Here is a 20,444-nt window from a genome sequence, read left to right on the forward strand (position 1 = left end):
GGTCTCGTCCGGTGACCCGACCATTCCTGCTCACGAAGTGGGGCTACTGGACGGCGCTCCGGAGGGGAGCGGTCGCGAAGTCGCGCATGCCGGCCGCGAAGTCGACCTCGGCGCGCCAGCCGAGCTCGGCGCTGATGCGGTCCGAACTCGCCGTGACGTGGCGGACGTCGCCCAGGCGGTACTCGCCCGTGACGACCGGCTGGGGGCCGTCGGGGCCCGCGATCGCAGCGGCCATGTCGCCGATCGTGTGCACGACGTCGGACCCGACGTTGTACGCGCGGAACGAGTCGGCGGGCAGGTCGGCGGTCGCGGCGATCGAGGCGGCGTTCGCTCCGGCGACGTCGTCGACGTGCACGAAGTCACGACGCTGGGCACCGTCCTCGAAGACGCGGGGGGCCTCGCCGCGGGCCAGCGCCGAGCGGAACAGTGAGGCGACACCGGCGTAGGGGGTGTTCGCGGGCATGCCGGGCCCGTAGACGTTGTGGTAGCGGAGCGCGATCGCCCGGCCGCCCGTCGCGCGCGCCCAGCTCGAGGCCAGGTGCTCCTGCGCGACCTTCGTCTGCGCGTACACGTTGCGGGGGTCGAGCGCGGCGGACTCGTCGATCAGTCCGGGCAGCAGGGGGTGGCCGTCCGGGCCGATCGGGTCGAAGCGACCGGCGTCGAGGTCCTCGCGGCGGCGGGCCGGCGGTCGGACGGACTCGCCGTCGGACGTCGTGTACGCACCCTCGCCGTAGACGACCATCGAGCTCGCGACGACGAGTCGGCCGATGTCGTGCCGGTCCATGCCGGCGAGGACGTACGCGGTGCCGGCGTCGTTCGACGAGACGTAGTCGGGGGCGTCCTGGAAGTCGACGCCGAGGCCGACCTTGGCGGCCTGGTGGCAGACGACGTCGACGCCGTCGAGCGCGGCGTCGAGCGAGACCCGGTCGCGGACGTCGCCGTGCACGAACTCGATGCCCTGCTGCTGGTGGGCGCGCACGACCTCGCCGGGGTCGCCGTGGACGTCGTCGCGGAGGGAGTCGAGGACGCGGACCTCGTGGCCGTCGGCCAGCGCGCGGCGGACGATCGCGGAGCCGATGAAGCCGGCGCCGCCGGTGACGAGCAGGCGGGTCATGCGGTGGGGTCCGTGGTGACGGTGGGGCCCGTGCTGGCGGCGGCGGGCTGGGTCTGCATGATGCTGGCGCTGGCGCTCGCCGGGACGAGTTCGCGCGGCGTGAAGTCGGCGGGGATCGCTCCGACGATCTCGCCGATGGCGCGGACGATCACCTCGTTGGCGCGGGCGAGACGCTCCATCACGAGGGCGTGGGTGACGGGGGCGCCGGCGTCGTCGGCGGTGGCCGCGGTGGCCGCGGTGGCCGCTGTGTCCGCTGTGTCCGCTGTGTCCGCGTGGGCGGCCGCTGCGGCGGCTTCGTCCTCGGTCGGGGCCAGGCCGGCGTCGGCGTCGGTGACGAACGACAGGTTGACGGTCGCGATGCCGAGCTCGGCGGCGAGCGGGACCTCGGGGGTCATCGTCATGTTGATGGTGTGGCCACCGGCCTCGCGCAGCCAGACGGACTCGGCGCGCGTCGAGAACCGGGGGCCCTGGATGACGACGCACGTGCCGGTCGGACGGAACGGCACGTCGAGGGCGGCGATCGCGTCGACCGCGGCACGGCGCAGCGTCGGGTCGAACGGGTCGGCGAACGACAGGTGCTGGACGTCGTCCTCGAAGAACGTGTCCGCGCGGCCGAAGGTGCGGTCGATGAGCTGGTCGGTCACGACGAAGGTGCCCGGGGCGTAGTCGGGGTGCAGACCACCGACGGCGCTCGAGGACACGATCGCCCGGACGCCCAGGGAGCGGAGTGCCCAGAGGTTCGCGCGGTGGTTGATGCGGTGCGGGGCGACGGAGTGCTCACGACCGTGCCGGGTGAGGAACGCGACCCGACGTCCGGACATCGTGCCGATGCTGATCGGGCTCGATGTCGGGCCGAACGGCGTCGGCACGTCCAGTTCCTCGGCGGTCCCCTCCTCGAACAGCTGGTAGAGGCCAGAGCCCCCGATGACACCGATCGTCACGGCTTCGTCGTTCTCCACAGGTCCTCCGAAAGGTCGTCGGCGCGGTCTGCGCGCTGGATACGCTACTGACGCCGGCCCCGGACGAACCGGGAGCGGCGACACCATCCCTGTTCGGAGGCACCTGTGCGAACGATCGGTCAGCACCGCGACGACCTGGCAGCGCTGCTCGCGCCGGTCCTGGCGGGCCTCGGGGGTGCGCCGTGGCGGATCGACGACCTGGCCGTCGACGGCCGTGCCGGTCACGGGCACCGCGTGCTCGCTGCACCCGTCGCCTCGCCGGTCCCGTTGCCGCCCTTCGACAACAGTCAGATGGACGGCTTCGCGATCCGGGTGGCCGATGCCGGGCAGGACGTCCGGGTCGTCGCGCCCATCCCCGCCGGGGTCGTCCCCGCACCGCTCTCCGCCGGCACAGCGGCACCGATCATGACCGGCGCGCGGATCCCCGACGGTGCCGATGCCGTCTTCCCGGTGGAGGCCACGTCGCCGGGGTCCTTCCCGGCTGCGCTCGAACTGGGGCACGTCACGGTGCCCGCTGACCTCGTGCCGGGCACCTTCGTGCGGGCGACCGGCAGCGACCTGGCCCTCGGTGCGTCGATCGCTCCGACCGGTGCCCCGATCACCCCAGCCCTGCTCGGCGCGCTCGCGTCCGCCGGTGTGTCCACCGTGCAGGTTCGTCGACCACTGCGGGTGCTCGTGGTCTCGACGGGGTCCGAGCTGCAGGGAGCCGACACCGACGCGGCGACGATCGGCGACGCGAACGGCATCGCGCTGCAGGCGGCGCTCGCCGAGGTCGGTGCTTCGTCCCGCACGGTCCGGGTCCCCGACGACGTCGACGCGTTCGTCACCGCGCTCGACGACGCCGTGGGGGAGTGGGCCGACCTCGTGCTCACCACCGGGGGCATCAGTGCCGGTGCGTACGAGGTCGTGCGGCAGGCACTCGAACCCCGCGGGCTCGCCGTCACCCCGGTCGCGATGCAGCCCGGCGGGCCGCAGGCGTTCGGCAGCGTGGAGCTCGCCGGTCGACCGGTGCCGGTGGTGTCGTTCCCGGGCAACCCGGTGTCGGCGCTCGTCTCGTTCGAGGTCTTCCTCCGTCCGCTGCTCGCGCCCCTCGTCGGGCTGCCGGCCGACCGCCCCGTGCTGCACCTGCCCGCTGCTTCGGCTGCGCAGTCACCGGGCGGCAAGCACCAGGTTCGACGTGGACGGGTGGCCAACGGAGTCGTCCACTTCGTGGGCGGACCGAGTTCCCACCTGCTCGCGCACTACGCCGCCGCCACGCACCTCGTCCACGTCCCGGTGGGGGTCGACGCCGTCGAACCCGGTGACGTCCTGACCGTCTGGAGCCTCCGATGACCGCACCCGCCGACACGTCCGAGCAGGCCGATCCGTCCGACGCGGCCGAGCTGTCGCACGTGCGCGCCGACGGGTCCGCGCACATGGTCGACGTGTCCGCGAAGGACGTCACCGACCGCTCGGCGACCGCCACCGCCACGCTCGTCACCCGGCCCGACGTCGTCGCCCGCATCCTCGACGGTTCCCTGCCGAAGGGCGAGGTCATCGGCACCGCCCGCATCGCCGCGATCATGGCCGTGAAGAAGACCTCCGACCTCATCCCGCTCTGCCACCCGCTGCCCATCGCCGGGGTGCGGGTCGAGATCACCGGTGCCGACGACCGCGTGCTGATCGAGGTCTCGGTCCGAACGACCTCGCGCACCGGCGTCGAGATGGAAGCGCTGACCGGCGCGAGCATCGCCGCGCTGACCGTGTACGACATGGTGAAGGCCGTCGACCGGGCGGCCTCGATCACGGACGTCCGTGTGCTCGAGAAGCACGGCGGTCGGTCCGGAGACTGGAGCAACCGATGACCTCGCAGCCGACCAGGGGCCGTGCCGCCGTCGTGGTGGTGTCCACGCAGGCTGCCGCCGATCCCGCGCTCGACCGCACCGGGCCCGTCATCGCGGGGTGGCTGCGCGAGCGGGACTTCACCGTCGCCGAGCCCGTGATCGTCCCCGACGGCGGGGCGATCACCGAGACCGTGACCGCCGAACTGCTGGCCGGGGCCCGGATCGTCATCACGACCGGGGGCACCGGCGTCACCCCGACCGACCGGACGCCCGAGGCCGTCGCGCCCCTCATCGACCTGGAGCTGCCGGGTGTCCTCGAAGAGGTCCGTCGTCGCGGGCTCGCGGGGGCCGGTCCGACCGCACTGCTGAGCCGCGGCATCGCCGGCATCAGCACCGGCGGATCCCTGATCGTCACGCTGCCCGGGTCTCGCGGCGGGGTGGCGGACGGACTGGCCGTGCTCGACGGGCTGGTCGAGCACGTGCTCGCGCAGGTGCACGGCGAGGGCCATGCGCCCCGGAGTGCTTCGTGACCGCGTCGCCGACCCCGTCCCCGGCACCGGATGCGCGCGTCGTCCTCGCCGACGTCGTCGACCGGGGGATCACCGTCGACGAGGTCTCCGCCGTCGTCGCCACCGACCAGGACGGCGCGGTCGTCACGTTCGCCGGCGTCGTCCGCGACCACGACGGCGGCAAGGGCGTCACCGCGCTCGACTACGAGCGACACCCCAGCGCCGGCGACGTCATCGCCGAGGTCGCCCGCACCGTCGCCGACGCCCACCCCGACGTCCGGATCGCCGTGCTGCACCGCGTCGGGTCGCTCGGCATCGGGGACGTCGCGCTCGCCGCAGCGGTGGCGTCGTCGCACCGGGCGCAGGCGTTCGCAGCGTGCGGGGAGCTGGTCGACCTGGTGAAGGAGCGGGTGCCGATCTGGAAGCACCAGCGGTTCACTGACGGCACGGACGAGTGGGTCGCGGCCCTGTGACGGATGCTCAGGTCGAGCTGGTTCACTCAGATCGGTGACCGAAGCACAGACGGCCGCCGATCGGCGGTGGGCCGACGCGGAGATCCGGGCGAAGGCGTACCTCGCGCAGCCGCGTGACCGTCGTGTCCTGCCCATCCGCGGGTTCGTCCTGGCGGTGGCCCTCGTGATCGCGCTGCTGGTGCTCGTCGGCGTCGCGCTGCCCCCGGACTCCGATGCACGGCTGATGCTCTCGACCGTCGGACTCAGCATCGCGGTGCTCATCCTGGTGGTGGAGATCATCCGAGCGGTCCGGTTCCGGCGCCGTGCAGGACGCACCGTCGTCCGTGAGCAAGTCGTCGCCTCCCTGTTGCAGCGTGAGCAGCGTGCGGTCTCCCGTGCGGCGGTCGGCCAGGCGGAAGCGCCGGCGGATCGACGGATCGTGGTCGACGCCGTCGCGACCGACCTGGCGAGCGGTGCCGCACTCCCGATGCAGGCCGGGTTGCTCGTCGTCTGGTCGTCGATCGCCGTCGCGGGGACGGCCTTCTGGCCGGTCTACCTGACCGGAAGTCTGTTCACGGTCGCCCAGTTCTTGTGGTCGGTGCGTCGCACCGTGCTCGCCCGGCGCTGTCTCGCAGCCCCGCACCGCATGGACGTCGACCCTGTACGGCCCCGCAGCTGACCGTGGCCGGATCGCAACACCGGCACGCGTTCGGGGCGTGGCGACAGCCCTCAGGTTCTCCATAGAATCGCGAACATGAGCGTCTTGCTGCCCGGGATCACCGTCATCCTGCTGGTCTTCGCCCTGATCGACATCCTGACGAAGAACGACGACCAGATCCGCGGACTCCCGAAGATCGCGTGGGTGATCCTCGTGATCCTGGTCCCCGTCGTCGGCAGCATCGTCTGGTTCGCCATCGGCCACGACTGGGCACCGGGCGAACGGAACCACGGCCGCTACATCGAGCCCGCCCGCCACGAGGACCGGTACGCCACCCTCGGCGACGCCCGCAGTGCCCACGGCTCGAAGCGCGTGACCAGCACGGAGCAGGAGCTCGCCGAGCTCGAGCGCGAGATCGAGTACTGGGAGGCGCAGGCCCGCCTGAAGCGTGCCAAGGAAGCCGCGGGCGAGGGCGACACCGCCCCCGCGAGCTGATCGTGTCCACGCCGGCCCCGCATGAGTTCGCCGGAGCCACGGTCTCTGAGGAGACCTGGCAGCAGGTGGAGGACCGTCTCGCGGGGGCGCCAGTCGAACCGCGTGTCCGCCGTTCGATGGTCCGGCGGGTCATCTGGATCGTGCTGGCCGTGGTCGCCGCGGTTGCAGCCGGGTGGCTGAGCGCCGAACACCTGCCGCGCTTCGAGCTGCCCTCGACCGGAAGTGGCCTGCCGGACTGGGCGTTCTTCGTCATCGTCCCGCTCATGATCGTTGGCCCGGTCTGCTGGGTGATCGCCATCGTCCGGGGCGGTGGGCAGTTCCAGAGCGCGATCTCTGACCCAACGTTCGGGCTTCCCCGTGCCGACCGCCGACGGATCGAGCGCATGGCTCGTGGGCAGCGGCCCGCCGACCCGCAGCACCGGACCGCGCTCGTCACGCTCGCCGGCCGTCGACTCAGCCAATCGACATCGACGTCCTGGCTCGCCCTCGGGTGGACGCCGTTCGCGTTCGCCCAGCTCCTGCTCAACTGGATGACGTGGTTCGGGCTGCTGTACGCACTCCTCACCGTGTTCTTCTTCGCGATGCTGCTCTGGACCGTCCGCAAGCGGCGGCAGTGGCGAGCGTTCCTGCAGGAGACCGAGCCCCGCGCCGGAGCCGAGCCGGCCCCGGGGAGCTGACCCGGGCCTCCAGGCCGACGTGCCGACGCGCCAGCGCACCGTGCGCGGTCCGTCGGCTGGTGCGAGGTTGTGCGCTCCGTGCGCCGCTACAACCTCGCACCGAGCGGTCAACCTCGCACCACCCGAACAAGCGCGCACCGTGCGACCAGCCGGACGACCCGAATCACCGCCCCGCACCGACCACCCCGCCACGCCGCCTACCCTTGACGCGTGGCTCATCTCCTCGGCGCCGAGAACCTGCATCTCGAGTTCCCCACCAAGGTCGTCTTCGACAACGTCACCCTCGGCATCGACGAGGGGGACCGGATCGGCGTGGTCGGACGCAACGGCGACGGCAAGTCGACCCTCCTCGCGCTGCTGTCCCAGCGCCTCGAACCCGACGACGGCCGCGTCACGCACCGCCGCGGGTTGACCGTCGGCTACCTGGACCAGCGCGACATCCTGCCCAAGGGCGCGACCGTCGGCAGCACCGTCGTCGGCGACCTCGAAGAGCACGAGTGGGCCGGCGACCCGAAGATCCGCGACGTCATCGGCGGCCTGGTGTCGGACATCCCGTGGGACGTCAGCGTCGACGAGCTGTCCGGTGGCCAGCGCCGCCGCGTGGCACTCGCGCGGCTGCTCGTCGGCGACTGGGACGTCCTCTTCCTCGACGAGCCCACGAACCACCTCGACGTCGAGGGCATCCAGTGGCTCGCCGAACACATCAACCGTCGCTGGTCGTCGAACCAGGGCGGCATGGTGGTCGTGACGCACGACCGGTGGTTCCTCGACGCCGTGTCGACCGACACGTGGGAGGTCCACGACGGCGTCGTCGACCCGTTCGAGGGCGGCTACGCGGCGTACATCCTGCAGCGCGTCGAGCGCGACCGGCAGGCCGCCGCCAGCGAGCAGCGACGACAGAACCTGGCCCGCAAGGAGCTCGCGTGGCTGCGCCGCGGCGCACCGGCGCGGACGAGCAAGCCGAAGTTCCGCATCGACGCCGCGAACGCCCTGATCGACGACGTGCCGCCGATCCGCGACACGGTCGCGCTGGCGAAGACGGCGACCGCCCGCCTCGGCAAGGACGTCGTCGACCTGCTCGACGTCAGCGTCTCGTTCGACGGCACCCAGATCCTCGACCGCATCGAGTGGCGCATCGCACCGGGGGAGCGGACCGGCATCCTCGGCCCGAACGGTGCCGGCAAGTCGACGCTGCTCAACCTCGTCTCGGGCACGCTCGCGCCGACGAGCGGCCGGGTGAAGACCGGCAAGACCGTGCAGGTCGCGATCCTCGACCAGCAGCTCGCCGACCTGGCCCAGTTCGCGAACGACCGCGTGCGCGAGGTGGTCGCCCGCAAGAAGACGAGCTACGTCGCGGACGGCAAGGAGATGACGCCGGCGCAGCTGCTCGAACGCCTCGGCTTCACGGCGGAGCAGCTCTCCACGCCGGTCAAGGACCTGTCCGGTGGCCAGAAGCGCCGCCTGCAGCTCATGCTCATCCTGCTCGACGAGCCGAACGTGCTGATCCTCGACGAGCCCACGAACGACCTCGACACCGACATGCTCGCGGCCATGGAGGACCTGCTCGACACCTGGCCGGGCACCCTGCTGGTCGTCTCCCACGACCGGTACCTGCTCGAGCGCGTCACCGACCAGCAGTACGCCGTGCTCGGCGGGCACCTGCGGCACCTGCCCGGCGGCGTCGACGAGTACATGCGGCTCCGTGCGGCCGGCACCGGTGGCGGGACCGCCTCTGCGGCTGCCGCCGCGTCTGCCGGGAGGCCCGACACCGCTGGCGGGACCGGCTCGGCCGGTGCTGTGGCCGGGTCCAGTGCGTCAGCCGGTTCCGGCGCGTCGGCTGCGGCCGCCTCGGGCCTGTCGGGCGCGGAGCGTCGGACGGCCGAGAAGGAGATGTCGGCGCTGGACCGCAAGATCGCGAAGGTGGGTGCGGACCGGAAGAAGCTGCTCGACGACTTCGCCACCCACGACCAGTCGGACTACGCCGGGCTCGGGGAGTTGCAGGCGAAGCTCGCGGCGCACGAGGCAGAGATCGAGCAGCTCGAAGAGCGCTGGCTCGAGGTCGCGGAGCTGCTCGGGGTCTGAGTGGGTCTACTCCGCTGGCTTCGCGTCCTCGGGAGCCCCGCCGCCGGGGTTCGCAACGACCTCCCACAGGTGGCCGTCCGGGTCCTGGAAGAAGCCGGACCACATGCCCCACGGCCGTGTGTACGGCGCCGCGAGCATCGTCGCGCCGGCGATCCGGGCCCGGTCGAGGAACGCTTCGGCGTCGGCCTGACTGTCGACGAAGTGCCCGATCGTCGCCGCGGGGCCGTCGGCGAGGGCAACACCAGAGTCCTTCGCCATGTCGTCCCGCCCGTAGACGCTGACGATCAGACCGTCGTCCAGGGTGAACATCGCCGTGGTGCCGCCCGCTTCGGTCTCGGTCGGCGGGTACTCGGTGCCGATGACGCCGCTGCCCTCGATCCCGAGCAGGGCGCGGTAGAAGTCCGCCGATCGTGCGACGTCGGCGACGGCCAGGGTGATCGCGTGCATGGGCCGGAGACTAGTCCCCGAGGCCCAGGATGAGTCGTCGGAGCAGCCCGGCCAGCTGGTCCTGCTCGGCGTCGGACACCCCGGACAGGATGTCCCGCTCGGCCGTCAACAGGTCCGCGATGGCGGCGTCGACCGCGACCCGGCCCTCCGTCGTCAGGGACACGAGGATGCCGCGGCCGTCCTTCGGGTCCGTCCGCCGACCGACCAGGCCCCGCGCAGTGAGCCGGTCGACCCGGTTCGTCATGGTGCCGCTCGACACCAGGGTCTGCTGCAGCAGGGTCTTCGGGCTCAGCTCGTACGGCTCACCCGCACGCCGCAGGGCGGACAGCACGTCGAACTCCCACGGCTCCATGTCACCGGCATCGAACGCCGCTCGCCGGGCGCGGTCCAGGTGCCGCGCGAGCCGGTCGACGCGGGACAGGACCTCGAGCGGCCCGAAGTCGAGATCGGCACGCTCACGACCCCACGCCGCGACGATCCGGTCGACCTCGTCCTGGTGCGGCATCCCTCCATCTTGGCCGAACCCGGGGCGGACGGCCAGCCTCGTCGGTCATGGGAGGATGGACGAGCACCCACGGGTGCGTTCCGCCTTGGTGTAATGGCAGCACGACGGCCTTTGGTGCCGTTAGGTCCGGGTTCGAATCCTGGAGGCGGAGCCGAGGGCGTTCGGCCTTCGTGCCACGCCACTCGTCGGACCTGCACTCAGACCGTGAACTCTCCGCCGGTGACTCTGTCGAAGTCGGTGGGGTCGAGATCAGGGGGTAGACGGGGTCGCGGGAGCCGTCTACTCCATCTGCAGTAGGCGATCGAGTCTTGCCGGACGACGACCAGCCGCCGTCCGGCGCTGAGGATGAACTCATCGGGGCTAGACCCTGCACAAAGGAGTCATCATGACCGCGATCCAGTCCGCCACACCGTCAACTGTGCAACGCATCCGTCCCGCTGAGGGTGCCGTGGCGCGCACTGCCCGAGTTCCCAAGCTGGTCGCCTGGGGGACACTCATGACCGTTTCCGAGGTGGTCCGGTTCGCCGGATTCATGGTTGTGCTCGTCGCCATGGGTGTCGAGAAGCTCGCTGTGACGGTGATCTCGCGATGACGATGAGCTTCGGCCGCGCCGATGCGGAATCCGTACTGCTGCGACAGACCGTCCGCCCGGACGATCTCTTCTTGCAGGACACCGTTCCGATCGACATGACTGCCGTGCTGCTCGAGTACCCGAAATCCGTAGAACCCGCGGAACCCGCGGAACCCGCGGAGCGCCGAGCGTCAGAGCGAGAGACCACGGCGCGCGACACCATCTCAGCCACCCCGGTCTCCGACGAACGCGAGGCTGCCGTTGGCGATCGGTGAACGGTCCGGCGCGCGGCGGTGAACAGGGCTCAGAGGACGACATCGTCCGAACATCCGAGGCATGTGACGTCTGCAGGCCGCACGCCGATCTTCTCCAGGCACAATCAAACCGTGAACGACGAACCTCAGCGACCTGAGATCGAGTCGCCCCGATGGCTGCGTGCGCAGCGCGCGGTACCTCGCTCCATGCCGTACATCAGCTTCACGGCGATGCTGGTCGAGATCGCCACCGCGATCATTCTCGGCGGGTCGTTCCTCGGATACACGGGAGCCGTGGTCTGCGCGGTCGGTGCCGTAGTGGCACGTCGGCGACCTCACGTCGGCATCGGGGCAGTCCTCCTGGGGACCGCACTGGCAACACTGGGGCACCGTGACGCCCTCGCTGAGTTCACGGTGGTGGCATTCACGTTGTTCGCCATCACGGCTACCGGCACCCCGGCGTTCCGAACGACGTTGCTGTCGGCGGGAGTGGTTGCCGGGATCGTCGCCGCAAGCGGCTACCTCGACCACGGTCGGGTTGTCCAGTGGGACGGAGCTGCGGGAGTTCTGAGCGTCGTCGCGGCAGGCGCCATCGGATCGGCGTTGTTCCAGCAGTACAGGTCCTGGGAGGCGTTGCGAGCACGTGCCGAGGACGCGATCGTCACCCGAGACATTGAGGCAACTCGCCGAGTCGCTGAGGAGCGCATCCGTATCGCTCGTGATCTCCACGACATCATCGGACACCAGACCGCGGTCGTGAACATGCATCTCGGGGCGATTGCCGTATCCGGGCTGGCGACTGACTCACGGACTGCCGCATCCGTCGAGGCCGCACAGACCGCCACGCAACGCATCCTCGCAGAAACCCAGCACACCCTGCGGGTTCTCCGCGCAGACGAGCACGCAGCCGCGGCATCGAGCCCGCTGCCGAACCTCCAGGACATGGCCGCGCTTGTTCGATCGTTCTCCGAGATCGGTCTCGACGTCGACGCGCAGATCCCAACTCCCTTGCCGAAAACCTCGGACGCGGTGGGCGTGACCGTCTACCGAGTCGTGCAAGAGGCGCTCACGAACGCTCATCGATACGGCGCCGGCGAGGCAGCACTCACGCTCCACGCTGCCGCCGGTGCGCTGCACGTGGAGGTGACGAACCCAACCCGACCGGACGCATCGAATGTTCACGGAACGGGGTTCGGCATCATGGGCATGCAGGAGCGCGTCAAATCTGTTGGTGGCACCGTTCGGATTGACGTCGACGATGACGTGTTCGCAGTGTTCGTGACCATCCCCGAGGAGCAAGCATGACCTGTCGCGTACTACTCGTCGACGACCAGGAGATGATCCTTCTCGGTCTCCGAGCCATCATCGATTCCAGCCCGGACTTCGCTGTCGTGGCCGAAGCATCCGATGGATTCGAGGCCCTACGGATTCTCGACCACGAGGCCGTAGACCTGATCGTGATGGACGTACGGATGCCTGGGATCGACGGAGTCGAGACAACCCGACGGGTACGAGCGACACGATCAGCGCAGCAACTCCCGATCATCGTCCTCACCACCTTCGAGGACGACGCCGTGGTTCTCGACGCACTCCAGGCCGGTGCCAACGGGTTCCTCGGCAAAGGCGTCGGCCCAGCCGCGCTCCTCGAGCGACTCCGGCAAACGGTGCAGGGTGATGCAGTGCTTTCCCCAGCTGCGTCGAGCGCGGTCGTGGGACACGTCCAAACTGGTCCCCGACGACCAGTCGACGCCGAACTCGCACAGCGCTTCGCAGCGCTGACGCCCCGCGAACTCGACGTCGTCATCGCCGTCGCCGCGGGCGGTGACAATGAGCAGATCGCCGCAGCGATGTTCGTCTCACCCTTCACCGTCAAGACTCACGCCACCCGCGCGATGGCGAAGGTCGCAGCGCGCGACCGCGCTCAGCTCGTCGCCTTCGCCTACCGCGCTGGACTCGTCTGACCCTCCGGACATCGGAGCGTCATCTACTGCAGATGAAGTAGGAACGGCGCTTCGCACGGACGACGCCCCGACGACTGCGTCACCCGAGGATTGAGACATCAACTGCCGGCCCGAGTTCCTCCAGGGCGGCACCTCATTCTTCAGGAGCACTCATGCCGAAGTTCCTCGCGGCTGTCGGGCGATTCAGCGCCAGACACCGCTTGATCGTGATCGCAGCTTGGCTGCTGATCATCGCCGTCTTCACCGGAATCACCGCCACATCAGCTGACCTGGGCGGCGGGAAGACCACTGCCCCTGACACCCCCGCGTCCAAGGCGCTGGACACACTCCAAGACAAGTTCCCGGGCATGAAATCCTCCGGCTCGGAGGCAAAGACCCTGCAGCTGGTGATGGAAGGCCGCAACGGCGCCAACATCACGGACGCCGATTCCGTGTCCCGAGTCACTCGCATCGTGGACGCCGCGGGGGACCTCCCGCACGTGGAGTCCGTGACCTCCCCGTTCGACGAGCAGCAGCCCTACGTGTCAAAGGACCAGACCACCGCCGTGTCCACGCTGACGTTCAGCGGCATCACGGACAGCAACGCTGAGAAGACCTACGACAAGGTCCTCTCCTTCGTTCACTCGCACGACGCAGATCTTCGCATCGAAGTTGGCGGGCAGATCGCCGAGGACAGCTACCCGATCGGCGGAGCCGGGGAGATCGTCGGCCTCCTGGTTGCGTTTCTGATCCTCTTCCTGACCTTCGGATCGCTCATCACCGCCGGCGCCAACATGCTTGTCGCCCTCAGCGGCGTCGGAGCAGGCATCCTCGGCGTGCTCGCATGGTCGGCAATCCACCCTCTCGACACCACCGTGATCAGTTTGCCAGGCATGCTCGGCCTCGCGGTCGGCATCGATTACTCGCTCTTCATCCTCACACGTTTCCGCGCTGAGCTTCGTGCCGGCCGCAAGGTCGAGGACGCCGTCGCTCACGCCACGGGCACGGCCGGCACAGCCGTCGTCTTCGCTGGCCTCACCGTGATCATCGCGCTCGTCGGCTTGGTCGTCACTCGGATCAGCACCATCGAGGACATGGGCTTCGCAGGAGCCTTCGCAATCGCGATCGCCGTGCTCGCAGCCCTCACCCTCTTGCCCGTCATCCTGCGGAGCCTCGGCCTTCGCGCCCTGCCGAAGAAGGACCGCGAAACGCTCCGCGCCGGCGGAACGATCGACGTCGCCCCGAAGAAGCGTTCGTTCCTGCGCAGCTGGGGAACGGCGAACACCCGGCACCCCCTGCTCATGCTCATCGGAGGCGTTGCAGTTCTCGCCATCGTTGCGATCCCGCTGTTCAGCATGAAGACCGCCGCAAACATCCCGGGCGGCTCGAACCCGGACTCCACACAGCGCCACGCGTACAACCTCATCGTGGACAAGTTCGGTGGCACGCAGTCACCGCTCCTCGTCCTCGCCGAAGGCAACGACGTTCAGGACAAGGCTCCTGACGTGCAGAACGCGCTCGATGACCTCGCTCACGTTCGGATGGTCACCCCTGCCCAGATCGACACCTCCGGTGACACGGCCCTGTTCACCGTCATCCCGAACGGCAGCCCGATCGACGACGGCACGAAGGACCTTGTCCACGACATCCGCGACCAAGCCGATTCTGTCGGTGGTGTGCACCTCGAAGTGACCGGCGAAACTGCAATCGGTCTCGACACGACCGCACAGATGAACAAGGCACTGATCCAGTACGTCGTCGTGATCGTCGTCTTGTCGTTCCTGCTGCTGGTCGTGATGTTCCGGTCGCTCCTCGTACCGCTGTTCGCGACCCTCGGCTACCTGCTGTCGTTGGGTGCCGCACTCGGTGCACTCACTGCGGTGTTCCAGTGGAAGTGGCTGGACTTCATCATCGCCGCACCCCAGGGCGACCCCCTCGGCAGCATTCTCCCCATCATCCTCGTCGGCGTCCTCTTCGGACTCGCCATGGACTACCAGGTCTTCCTCGTCTCCAGGATCCGCGAAGAGTACGTCTCCGGGCTCCGGCCCAAGGAAGCCATCCTCGCGGGCTTCAGCAAGTCCGGCCCGGTGATCGTCGCCGCAGCCCTGATCATGGCCTTCGTGTTCGGCGGCTTCGCGTCGAGCGAGATGACGTTCGCGTCGGAGACCGCGTTCGGACTCCTGATCGGCGTGCTAGCGGATGCGTTCATCGTCCGCATGGTCCTGATGCCGGCGCTCCTGGCGTTGGCCGGACGCGCCGCATGGTGGATGCCGAAGTGGCTGGAGCGAATCGTGCCGAATCTCGACACCGAGGGTCACAGCCTGACCGAGGACGAAACGGCTGCCAACACTGAGCCGCAGCGAGAGGCGATCAAGGCCTCCTGACATTCCCGACAGCGGGGGTATCGACGAATCTTTCGTCGGTACCCCCGCTGTCGTCTGCCTGCGACTGACCGGCAGGTCCCATTCGCGCACAGCCCAACGAGCGCAGTCGCTACGATCTCATCGCGGAGAGGAATCGCGATGACCACCGGTGAAGAAGGCGCTCGAAGCAAGCGCGTCACAGCAACGCGAGAACTGATCCTGACCGCCGCCGAGCGTCTCTACGCGGAGTACGGCATCGCACACATCTCGAACAGGCAGATCGGAGAGGCTGCGGGCCAAGGAAACACCGCAGTCGTCAGCTACCACTTCGGCAGCAAGCACGAACTCATCCGCGCCATCCTCGGACGACACCAGCGGCGCATCAACGAGCTGCGTCTCCTGGAACTTGCGCGCATCGACGGGTCCACCGACGTTCGTGACTGGATCGGATGCTTCGTGCGAGCAACAACGACACATCTCGCAGCACTCGGCTCACCCACCTGGTACGGCCGGTTCAGCGCACAGGTCGCCACCGACCCGGCGTGGGCAGACATCGCGATGGACGAGGCGCGCGAGACTCCGAGCCTCCTTCGCATCGCTGAAGGCATCAGGAGCTGCCTACCCGACCTCCCTCGGCAGGTGCGGGCGGAACGCAATGCCATGGGCCGGATCTTGTTGACGCAGATGATCGCGGAGCACGAACGGTCCCTCGAGCGCGGAGGGCCCAGGATCTGGTCCGACTGGTCGGATGTCGCAGCAGCACTCACCAACGCGATCTCCGCGCTGTGGTTCGTCGATCTGCCCACGGCTGACCGTCTGCCGTGACCTGGGCCGTGGGTCCTCCGTTGAGGGGACCGTGGGGCACGGGCGGGTGAGAAAGCGGTGAGAATCTAAATCACGTGTTTGAAAATCTTGCTCGTCGGAGTTGACTACCCCTGACGGAGCGTCTCTGACTCGCAGATTCGGCTTCCGTGCGGAGGCATACATGACGACATCTGCAATCGACAGCAGCGTGCTCATCGTCGGTGCGTCCGCCGCGGGGATCGCTGTTGCGGAAGGGCTGCGACGACGAGGGCACAGCGGCCCGCTGACGTTGCTCGACAACGAACAGCACACCCCGTACGACCGTCCGCCGCTGTCGAAGCAGTACCTGAGCGGCCACTGGGACCTCGAGCAGGTGATGCTCCGGCCGCAACGGTCGCTGGATGGCCTCGGCGCGGTCTTCCGTCTCGGGCACTCCGCCACCGGACTTGACGTTGCGCGCCGAACAGTATCGGCGGGCAACGAGGCCATCGCAGCCGACAACATCGTCATTGCGACCGGTGTCCGTGCTCGTCAGCTTCCTCTCCAGCACGACCTCCTCGGAGTCCATGTCCTTCGCTCGCTCGATGACGCGCGCGAACTCCGCGAGTCGCTCCGATCGACGGTGCCCACACTCGTCGTCGGGAACGGGGTCCTTGGCAGCGAGATCGCCGCGGCGACAGTCGCTTCTGGGTCCGCAACCACACTTGTCGGCCCGGAGCCGACTCCGATGCTCGCCCAGCTCGGCTCCGTCGGTTCTGCCCTGCTCAGCAGCCGCCATGAAGACGCGGGCGTCGTCCTGCGCGGTGAGTCCCGCGTCAGATCACTCCTGCCGGATCGCGGCAGCGTGGTCGGCGCCGTACTCGATGACGGCACACAGCTTCAGGCTGGTCGAGTGATCGTGGCGATCGGGTCGACACCGAACACGGAGTGGCTCAGCGACAGCGGTCTCGATGTGTCTGACGGTGTCCTGTGTGATGGTCTTTGTCGCGCTGCACCCGGGATCTGGGCAGTTGGTGATGTCGCACGCTGGCGTCACGAAGGCCTCGGCCGGGACCTTCGGCTCGAGAACCGCACCAACGCAACGGAACAAGCGGCGGCAGTGACCCGAAACATCCTCGACGCGAACGCGGCAGCACCCTACGTGCCGGTTCCGTACTTCTGGTCTGATCAGTACGGGATCAAGATCCAGGCGTACGGCTTCCCCGGCGACGCAGATGACAGCGCAGTCATCGAGGGATCGATCGAGGAAGGTCGCTTTGTCGCGCTCGCCACACGGGCCGGTCAACCCGTCGGTGTCCTGGGGTGGGGGATGCCGAAGCAGGCACGCCTCGCGAGCGCGCTGCTCACTGACCTCTTCGCCGGTCAAGCCGCTGTCATCTGAACACCGAGAGGAAGGAAACCCGATGACTGATGTCATTGCATCGACGCAGCAGGCTGAACCGCCAGCGTTCCCCATGCGGCGAGCGAGCGCATGTCCGTTCGACCCATCTCCAGCGGCAACCCATGAACAGCAGCAGGGACCGATTCGAAGGGTTCGCCTCTGGGACGGTTCCACGCCGTGGTACGTGACTCGACATGCTGAAGCGCGGACGATCCTTGCTGATGCCCGCATCAGCGCGGACATCAGCCGACCCGGCTACCCATCCCCGGCTCCTGTCGACGGCGGCGGTTCCGGTCTGAGCTTCATCCTCATGGACGATCCCGACCACGCGCGATTGCGCCGGATGGTGACGGCGCCGTTCGCGGTGAAGCGCATCGAGGTCATGCGACCGGCAGTGCAACGGATCGCAGACGACCTGATCGACTCGATGCTCTCCCGCACCGGACCAGTCGACCTCGTCGAAGAATTTGCGCTTCCGCTCCCGTCGCTGGTGATCTGCGAGCTGCTCGGCGTGCCCTATGGCGATCACGACGACTTCCAGGAGCACAGTCGAACCATCATCAAGCGCGGTGTCGCTCGTGAGGAACAGCGTCGCGCCTTCGAATCGCTCGGCGCCTACCTCGCGCAGCTCCTGCACCGAAAGATCGCCGAACCAGGCGAGGACCTGCTCTCGGACCTCGGCCGCCGCGTCACCGACGGCGAGCTGGAGATGTCCGACGCTGTGCAGATGGGCATCCTGCTCCTCATCGCCGGTCACGAGACAACGGCGAACATGATCGCCCTCGGCACGCTCGCGCTCATCGAACACCCTGACGAGTTGGCGCGACTCCGCGACGATCCCGACCCCGCGCTCGTGGCGTCCGCGGTAGAGGAGCTTCTGCGCTACCTCACCATCACGCACGACGGGCGTAAGCGAGTCGCTGTCGAGGACATCGAAATCGACGGCGTCACCATCCGCGCTGGCGACGGGATCATCGTGGCGACCGACCTCGGCAACCGGGACGACGCCGTGTTCAGCGACCCAAACCGGCTCGACGTGGGACGGAACCCCAGAACGCACGTTGCGTTCGGGTTCGGCGTGCACCAGTGCCTCGGCCAACCGCTGGCACGAATGGAGCTGCAGGTCGCCTACGCCACGCTGCTCCGACGTATCCCCACGCTGACACTCGCCACCACCCTCGACGCGATCCCCTTCAAGCACGACGGATCCGTCTACGGGGTGTACGAACTCCCGGTCACTTGGTGCCCGGCTCACCCACAGAAGGAAGAGAAGGAGCAGACCCGATGAAGGTCATCCTCGACCAAGACAAGTGCGTCGCAAGCGGTCAGTGCGTGATGGCTGCCATGAACGTCTTCGACCAACGAGACGAGGACGGTATCGCCTTTCTCCTCAAGGACGACGTGACCGGAGAAGAAGTCGAGGAGGTCCGCGACGCCGTCGCGGTCTGCCCGGCTCTCGCGATCGCGCTTGAAGACTGACGAGCGAACTCACCGTCGACCAACCGGCCGTCGACCGAGGCGGTCACGCATCGTCACCGATCGTCCCGTTCTGGAGGAACATGACCTACCCCACCGCCAACGACATGCCTGCGCTCCGCGCGCGGTACGCGCAGGAGCGCGACCGTCGCATCCGGCCAGATGGGCTCCGGCAGTACCGACGAACCCGCGGGTCCTTCGGATACTGGGAGACCGATCCCTACACGCCGCTCAAGGAACGGACCGTGGAACACGGTGCAGTCCAAGTGCTCGTCGTCGGAGGCGGGTTCGGTGGGTTGCTCACCGCGTCGAAGTTGCGGCAGGCCGGCTTCACGTCCGTTCGCATGTCCGAGGAGGGCGGCGACTTCGGTGGCACCTGGTACTGGAACCGATATCCCGGCGTTCACTGCGACATCGAGTCGTCGATCTACATGCCACTGCTCGAGGACGTCGGCACCATCCCCTCCAGGCGCTACGCGCCGGGTGAGGAGATCCGAAAGCACGCGATGGCCATCGCCCGGAAGTTCGACCTGTACGACGACGTCCTGTTCCACACCCGTGTGACGGAACTGCGATGGCACGAGGACGACGCCGAGTGGCAGGTCGCAACCGATCGTGGTGACAGCTTCCGTGCACGGTACGTCGTCGTCTCGTCTGGGACACTCTCGCAGCCGAAGCTCCCCGCGATCCCTGGCATCGAGACGTTCCGCGGTCACACCTTCCACACGAGCCGCTGGGACTACGGCTACACGGGGGGCACGCAGGACGGCGACCTCGGAGGGCTGCGTGACAAGCGGGTCGCGGTCGTCGGCACCGGCGCCACCGGGATCCAGGTCATTCCTCAGGTCGCTCGCTCCGCTGAGCACCTCTTCGTGTTCCAGCGCACCCCGTCCAGCGTCGATGTCCGGGACAACCGAGACCTGCCGCCTGGCTGGACCCAGTCGCTGCCGCCCGGCTGGCAGGAAGAACGAATGGAGAACTTCCTCGCGGTCGTGTCCGGCGAGGAGACAGACGTCGACCTCGTCCAGGACGGGTGGACCTCCACCGCTGCCCTACAACGGACGATGCTCACCGGTCAGAGTGACGAGAGGGTCGATGCACCAGACCGAGGCCTCGTCATCGAGGTTGCAGACGCGCAGAAGATGGACCGGATCCGCGCCCGCGTCGACGCGATCGTCGACGACGCCGGCACCGCCGCAAAGCTGAAGCCCTGGTACCGGTACATGTGCAAGCGACCCACTTTCAGCGACACGTACCTGCAGACCTTCAACCGGCAGAACGTGACTCTGATCGACACGGCCGACAGCGGCGGCATCACCGCCATGACGGAGCACACGGTCGTCGTCGGCGACAACGAGTACGAAGTCGATTGCGTCATCTTCGCCACCGGATTCGAGACCGGCGTCTCCGGAGTCGTCTCCGGGACGCTACCGGTACTCGGTCGCGGCGGGGACCAGCTCCTCCAGGCGTGGGCGGAGGGGCCGAAGACGCTCCACGGCTTCATGTCGCATCGTTTCCCCAACCTCTTCCACCTCGGGTCGCTGCAGAACGCCAACTCAGTGAACTTCGTCCACGTCCTCCAGGAGCAGGCAACCCACATCGCCGCCATCCTCGGACGAGCGAGAAGCGAGGGCGCCCGCTTCGTCGAACCGACTCAAGAGGCGCAAGATGCTTGGGCCGAGACAATCAGCGCCGTCGAGACGAACAATGCGGCGTTCCTCGCCGAGTGCACGCCTGGGTACTACAACGGCGAGGGGACTCGCCGCCGCGGCGGCGGGAGCTACAGTCCCGGTCCCGTGCGGTTCCACTCGTTGCTTCGACGCTGGCGTGAGACGGAAATGAGGACCGTGCTCCATCCAGCACTCGTCGGATCCACCAGCAGTTAGACGATCTTCGTCGGTCGCGTATCGCGCGTCACCGCCCCATTAAGCTGG

At 68.5% G+C, this 20,444-nt stretch carries 22 protein-coding genes and 1 tRNA gene; 19 read left to right on the top strand and 4 right to left on the bottom strand.

What is annotated here, in order from left to right:
* Window positions 1–43: 43 nt before the first annotated feature.
* A complete protein-coding gene (locus EDF28_RS06485; protein ID WP_123937572.1) occupies window positions 44–1,114 on the bottom strand; it encodes an NAD(P)-dependent oxidoreductase in 1,071 nt (356 codons plus the stop codon).
* A complete protein-coding gene (locus EDF28_RS06490) occupies window positions 1,111–2,073 on the bottom strand; it encodes an MTAP family purine nucleoside phosphorylase (RefSeq protein ID WP_123937573.1) in 963 nt (320 codons plus the stop codon). The genes EDF28_RS06485 and EDF28_RS06490 overlap by 4 nt, the downstream gene beginning before the upstream one ends.
* Before the next feature lie 105 nt (window positions 2,074–2,178).
* On the opposite strand from EDF28_RS06490, the gene glp reads away from it, so the two are divergent.
* The 8 genes from glp (at window position 2,179) to EDF28_RS06530 (ending at window position 8,769) form a co-directional block, all read left to right on the top strand.
* Window positions 2,179–3,405, top strand: a complete 1,227-nt coding sequence (gene glp / locus EDF28_RS06495) for a gephyrin-like molybdotransferase Glp (protein WP_123937574.1) — start codon at window positions 2,179–2,181, stop codon at window positions 3,403–3,405.
* Window positions 3,402–3,917 carry a cyclic pyranopterin monophosphate synthase MoaC gene (gene moaC / locus EDF28_RS06500; RefSeq protein ID WP_123937575.1) on the top strand — a complete coding sequence of 172 codons (516 nt, stop codon included), beginning with the start codon at window positions 3,402–3,404 and terminating at the stop codon, window positions 3,915–3,917. The genes glp and moaC overlap by 4 nt, the downstream gene beginning before the upstream one ends.
* Complete coding sequence (locus EDF28_RS06505) at window positions 3,914–4,426, top strand: molybdopterin-binding protein (protein WP_123937576.1); 513 nt, start codon at window positions 3,914–3,916, stop codon at window positions 4,424–4,426. Before moaC ends, EDF28_RS06505 begins: the two co-directional genes overlap by 4 nt.
* Window positions 4,423–4,878, top strand: a complete 456-nt coding sequence (locus EDF28_RS06510; protein WP_123937577.1) for a molybdenum cofactor biosynthesis protein MoaE — start codon at window positions 4,423–4,425, stop codon at window positions 4,876–4,878. Before EDF28_RS06505 ends, EDF28_RS06510 begins: the two co-directional genes overlap by 4 nt.
* A 34-nt stretch (window positions 4,879–4,912) precedes the next feature.
* Window positions 4,913–5,536 (top strand): hypothetical protein, encoded by a 624-nt coding sequence (locus EDF28_RS06515; RefSeq protein ID WP_123937578.1) that lies wholly within the window; start codon window positions 4,913–4,915, stop codon window positions 5,534–5,536.
* 75 nt (window positions 5,537–5,611) lie between these two features.
* On the top strand, window positions 5,612–6,010 hold the full coding sequence (locus EDF28_RS06520; protein ID WP_123937579.1) for a PLDc N-terminal domain-containing protein: 399 nt from the start codon (window positions 5,612–5,614) through the stop codon (window positions 6,008–6,010).
* Window positions 6,011–6,012: 2 nt separating this feature from the next.
* A complete protein-coding gene (locus tag EDF28_RS06525; protein WP_185094153.1) occupies window positions 6,013–6,687 on the top strand; it encodes a hypothetical protein in 675 nt (224 codons plus the stop codon).
* A 210-nt stretch (window positions 6,688–6,897) separates the two neighbouring features.
* Window positions 6,898–8,769: an ABC-F family ATP-binding cassette domain-containing protein gene (locus tag EDF28_RS06530; RefSeq protein WP_123937581.1), complete on the top strand. Its 1,872-nt coding sequence runs from the start codon at window positions 6,898–6,900 to the stop codon at window positions 8,767–8,769.
* A 6-nt stretch (window positions 8,770–8,775) separates the two neighbouring features.
* Here the strand turns inward: EDF28_RS06530 and EDF28_RS06535 are convergent, their stop codons facing one another.
* Both EDF28_RS06535 and EDF28_RS06540 read right to left on the bottom strand, forming a co-directional pair.
* A complete protein-coding gene (locus EDF28_RS06535) occupies window positions 8,776–9,216 on the bottom strand; it encodes a VOC family protein (protein WP_123293714.1) in 441 nt (146 codons plus the stop codon).
* Window positions 9,217–9,226: 10 nt separating this feature from the next.
* Entirely contained in the window at window positions 9,227–9,721 is a 495-nt protein-coding gene (locus EDF28_RS06540) for a MarR family winged helix-turn-helix transcriptional regulator (protein WP_123937582.1), read from the bottom strand.
* Between the two features lie 79 nt (window positions 9,722–9,800).
* Here EDF28_RS06540 and EDF28_RS06545 point away from each other — a divergent pair.
* The 11 genes from EDF28_RS06545 to EDF28_RS06595 all read left to right on the top strand — a co-directional run bounded on the left by EDF28_RS06545 (window position 9,801) and on the right by EDF28_RS06595 (window position 20,396).
* Window positions 9,801–9,872, top strand: a tRNA-Gln gene (locus EDF28_RS06545).
* Window positions 9,873–10,106: 234 nt separating this feature from the next.
* The gene (locus EDF28_RS06550) at window positions 10,107–10,313 is read left to right on the top strand and encodes a hypothetical protein (RefSeq protein ID WP_123293764.1); all 207 of its coding nucleotides are present in this window, start codon (window positions 10,107–10,109) and stop codon (window positions 10,311–10,313) included.
* Window positions 10,310–10,567: a hypothetical protein gene (locus EDF28_RS06555; RefSeq protein ID WP_123937583.1), complete on the top strand. Its 258-nt coding sequence runs from the start codon at window positions 10,310–10,312 to the stop codon at window positions 10,565–10,567. Before EDF28_RS06550 ends, EDF28_RS06555 begins: the two co-directional genes overlap by 4 nt.
* 111 nt (window positions 10,568–10,678) lie before the next feature.
* Window positions 10,679–11,851, top strand: a complete 1,173-nt coding sequence (locus EDF28_RS06560) for a sensor histidine kinase (RefSeq protein WP_123937584.1) — start codon at window positions 10,679–10,681, stop codon at window positions 11,849–11,851.
* Window positions 11,848–12,507 (top strand): response regulator transcription factor, encoded by a 660-nt coding sequence (locus tag EDF28_RS06565; protein ID WP_123293767.1) that lies wholly within the window; start codon window positions 11,848–11,850, stop codon window positions 12,505–12,507. The genes EDF28_RS06560 and EDF28_RS06565 overlap by 4 nt, the downstream gene beginning before the upstream one ends.
* Before the next feature lie 152 nt (window positions 12,508–12,659).
* Window positions 12,660–14,870, top strand: a complete 2,211-nt coding sequence (locus EDF28_RS06570; protein WP_123340196.1) for an MMPL family transporter — start codon at window positions 12,660–12,662, stop codon at window positions 14,868–14,870.
* A 138-nt stretch (window positions 14,871–15,008) separates the two neighbouring features.
* On the top strand, window positions 15,009–15,674 hold the full coding sequence (locus EDF28_RS06575) for a TetR/AcrR family transcriptional regulator (protein ID WP_123293769.1): 666 nt from the start codon (window positions 15,009–15,011) through the stop codon (window positions 15,672–15,674).
* A 160-nt stretch (window positions 15,675–15,834) separates the two neighbouring features.
* A complete protein-coding gene (locus EDF28_RS06580; protein WP_123340197.1) occupies window positions 15,835–17,034 on the top strand; it encodes an NAD(P)/FAD-dependent oxidoreductase in 1,200 nt (399 codons plus the stop codon).
* A 22-nt stretch (window positions 17,035–17,056) separates the two neighbouring features.
* Window positions 17,057–18,322, top strand: coding sequence for a cytochrome P450 (locus tag EDF28_RS06585; RefSeq protein ID WP_123293771.1), 1,266 nt, complete (start codon window positions 17,057–17,059; stop codon window positions 18,320–18,322).
* The gene (locus EDF28_RS06590; protein ID WP_123293772.1) at window positions 18,319–18,513 is read left to right on the top strand and encodes a ferredoxin; all 195 of its coding nucleotides are present in this window, start codon (window positions 18,319–18,321) and stop codon (window positions 18,511–18,513) included. Before EDF28_RS06585 ends, EDF28_RS06590 begins: the two co-directional genes overlap by 4 nt.
* 104 nt (window positions 18,514–18,617) lie before the next feature.
* Window positions 18,618–20,396, top strand: coding sequence for an NAD(P)/FAD-dependent oxidoreductase (locus EDF28_RS06595; protein WP_260154621.1), 1,779 nt, complete (start codon window positions 18,618–18,620; stop codon window positions 20,394–20,396).
* The last annotated feature ends 48 nt before the right edge of the window (window positions 20,397–20,444 follow it).

The sequence above is a fragment of the Curtobacterium sp. PhB137 genome, from assembly GCF_003814955.1.
Classification (GTDB): domain Bacteria; phylum Actinomycetota; class Actinomycetes; order Actinomycetales; family Microbacteriaceae; genus Curtobacterium.

Coding starts and splice junctions, on each gene's coding strand:
- EDF28_RS06485 (WP_123937572.1), bottom strand. CDS start 1,114: ATGACCCGCCTGCTCGTCACCGGCGGCGCCGGCTTCATCGGCTCCGCG.
- moaC (WP_123937575.1), top strand. CDS start 3,402: ATGACCGCACCCGCCGACACGTCCGAGCAGGCCGATCCGTCCGACGCG.
- EDF28_RS06505 (WP_123937576.1), top strand. CDS start 3,914: ATGACCTCGCAGCCGACCAGGGGCCGTGCCGCCGTCGTGGTGGTGTCC.
- EDF28_RS06520 (WP_123937579.1), top strand. CDS start 5,612: ATGAGCGTCTTGCTGCCCGGGATCACCGTCATCCTGCTGGTCTTCGCC.
- EDF28_RS06535 (WP_123293714.1), bottom strand. CDS start 9,216: ATGCACGCGATCACCCTGGCCGTCGCCGACGTCGCACGATCGGCGGAC.
- EDF28_RS06540 (WP_123937582.1), bottom strand. CDS start 9,721: ATGCCGCACCAGGACGAGGTCGACCGGATCGTCGCGGCGTGGGGTCGT.
- EDF28_RS06550 (WP_123293764.1), top strand. CDS start 10,107: ATGACCGCGATCCAGTCCGCCACACCGTCAACTGTGCAACGCATCCGT.
- EDF28_RS06555 (WP_123937583.1), top strand. CDS start 10,310: ATGACGATGAGCTTCGGCCGCGCCGATGCGGAATCCGTACTGCTGCGA.
- EDF28_RS06565 (WP_123293767.1), top strand. CDS start 11,848: ATGACCTGTCGCGTACTACTCGTCGACGACCAGGAGATGATCCTTCTC.
- EDF28_RS06570 (WP_123340196.1), top strand. CDS start 12,660: ATGCCGAAGTTCCTCGCGGCTGTCGGGCGATTCAGCGCCAGACACCGC.
- EDF28_RS06575 (WP_123293769.1), top strand. CDS start 15,009: ATGACCACCGGTGAAGAAGGCGCTCGAAGCAAGCGCGTCACAGCAACG.
- EDF28_RS06580 (WP_123340197.1), top strand. CDS start 15,835: ATGACGACATCTGCAATCGACAGCAGCGTGCTCATCGTCGGTGCGTCC.
- EDF28_RS06585 (WP_123293771.1), top strand. CDS start 17,057: ATGACTGATGTCATTGCATCGACGCAGCAGGCTGAACCGCCAGCGTTC.
- EDF28_RS06590 (WP_123293772.1), top strand. CDS start 18,319: ATGAAGGTCATCCTCGACCAAGACAAGTGCGTCGCAAGCGGTCAGTGC.
- EDF28_RS06595 (WP_260154621.1), top strand. CDS start 18,618: ATGCCTGCGCTCCGCGCGCGGTACGCGCAGGAGCGCGACCGTCGCATC.